We start from the raw sequence: 2,251 nt of genomic DNA, 5'->3' as shown, positions 1-2,251 counted from the left end.
CTTTTTGCTCAGGTATTAGAATTTCCTCAATGTATGGTCCCGAACAGAGTGTAGGAATTTAGCAGAGTAGCCTTTGCTATCCGCTCTTGAGAAGGAGAATAAGCAATCACGAAGCAACCGCATGAGGTTTGGGCCGGAAGCAGAGGCTCTCAGGACCAGGTTAGCGTGATTGCGAGCAAATTTTCCTTGCTCATCATTTCCTGATTTACTCCCATCAATCTTAGCCAGATGGCCTGAACGGCCTTTACGCTGTCTTACGCGCTAATTCCGCAGAGGAGAACAAAATGGCACTCAATCTGTTTGAAGATAAAGGTTGCCCGCTGGAAAAGCAGCGATTTACCTGGAAGGAGCTGGTGCAGCCACCGATCAGCAAGCTCGACGATGACGCGTTCACCCGTGTGCGAGTCATCCTGATGAACGGCATTGAAATGGAAGCGATACGCTTCTCGCATGGATGTGCCCGGATGAATAGAGAATTGCAACTCCCCCTTGCGCAGCTTCGCATCGTGGAGCAGCACCAGGCAACGATGGTAAATGGACTGATAGGCGCAGATCACTCGACGCTTGAAACAACCATAGGCTATGAACAGGTCGCGATCGAAGTTACAGCGGTGGTTGCCCAGAATGAGCCTGATCCATATCTGGCGCAGGTGTACCGGTTTGGCATGCTGGAGGATTTCGACCATCTGTATCGCTACAGCGCCATGCTGGATCGCCTGGAAGGCAAGGATGCAAACAACATCACGCAATGCTACACGGATATTGTTCCGGGCCGTCCCACCATAGTGGAACATCGCGCACCGCAGGACAACCTGCGCGAGCACTACGACCGTGTGCGTGCAGCGCCGATCACGAAACTGAACGCGCTGACCATCATGTCGGCCGAGCAGCAAACGCAGAATTTCTACCTCAACGTCGCGCCCATGTATGCGGACCCGGTAGTGCGGCAGTTGTATGTGGAAATCGCATCCATCGAGGAACAGCACGTGACGCAGTACGAATCCATTATCGATCCGCATGAAACCTGGCTCGAGAAATGGCTGTTGCATGAAGCCAACGAGGTTTACAACTATTATGGCTGCGTGCAGCAGGAATCGAATCCGCGCATCAAGGCCATCTGGGAGCGCTGCCTCGACTATGAACTGGGACATTTACAGGTGGCGATGAACATGTTCAAGCAATACGAGCGGCGTGATCCGGCCGAGGTATTGCCGGGGGAATTGCCCGAACCCATCAAATACGAAAGTCAGCGCGAATTCGTGCGACAGGTACTCAACCAGGAGGTTGATTTGAGGGCGCTCGGTACGCAGTTCGTGGATAAATCGCAGGAAGGCGAAGCCTCGCAGCAATACAGAGCCCAGCTCAACTCGTCAGGCTCGCCCACCGATACGGTTTCCGCAGGCTATCAATGGTGGCCGGGTACCGAGATTGTTCGCGGCAAGGAAATGGCTTTTAAAGAGGAATATGCCGCCGATACGGAGACCATCCGGTAATTTTCCGCAGACAGACATCAGGAGATCAGAGTCATGGAAAAAACGACAGTTTTAGGAAAAAATCGAACCGGCATCGATATGTCCCCCATCGACGCCAAGGAAATGATGGCGCTCACCAAAGTTACTCCGTCTTCCTCAACGGGCGATGAACAGGCGATTGCGGAAATGCGGAGCCAGTATATTCGCGAAGCTGAAGTCATTGGTTCGATTCCCCCGCCAGGTACTCTGAAAGGCATGGCCAGCACTGCCATGGAAAAGCTGACAGGCAAGAATCCAGAGGCGTTCATCGATAAGCTCGGCTGCAGGCTTGCGTTCGAGCGAGCCGGTGTTCGCTTGTACGATGCGCTCATCACCAAATGTGCGGCTTCACCTGACGCTTCCATTGTTCCGATTGAAAGGTTGCGTGAATTCCGGAATGAGGAACTGGAACATTTCAAGCTCGTGGAAAGAGCCATTCGTTCGATTGGCGCCGACCCGACAGCGCAGACCCCTTCCGCCGATGTGGACGGAATGGCTTCGATCGGATTGGTCCAGGTGCTGACTGATCCACGCACGTCGGTGGCTCATTGCCTGGAAGCGATACTTATTGCGGAGCTTGCGGATAATGATGCCTGGCAACTACTTATCATGCTTGCGGAAAAAATGGGCATGGATGACATGGCGCGGGATTTCCAGCATGCGCTGCGCGAGGAAGACGAGCACCTTGCTCATATCCGTCAGTGGTTCAAGCAGATGGTGATGGAGGATGCGGCGGTCGC

At 53.5% G+C, this 2,251-nt stretch carries 2 protein-coding genes; both read left to right on the top strand.

The features are described from left to right. The first annotated feature begins 284 nt into the window (after positions 1-284). Positions 285-1,493 (top strand): ferritin family protein, encoded by a 1,209-nt coding sequence (locus BMY01_RS16845; RefSeq protein ID WP_074749260.1) that lies wholly within the window; start codon positions 285-287, stop codon positions 1,491-1,493. Between the two features lie 33 nt (positions 1,494-1,526). Continuing rightward, positions 1,527-2,251 (top strand): ferritin-like domain-containing protein (locus BMY01_RS16840; RefSeq protein ID WP_074749259.1); only part of this gene is annotated, 725 nt, incomplete at its 3' end.

It is taken from the genome of Nitrosospira multiformis, assembly GCF_900110185.1.
In the GTDB taxonomy this organism is placed as follows: Bacteria; Pseudomonadota; Gammaproteobacteria; order Burkholderiales; family Nitrosomonadaceae; genus Nitrosospira; species Nitrosospira multiformis_A.
The sequence above is the reverse complement of the archived record's forward strand: the minus strand, read 5'-3'. Positions and strand labels throughout refer to the sequence as shown.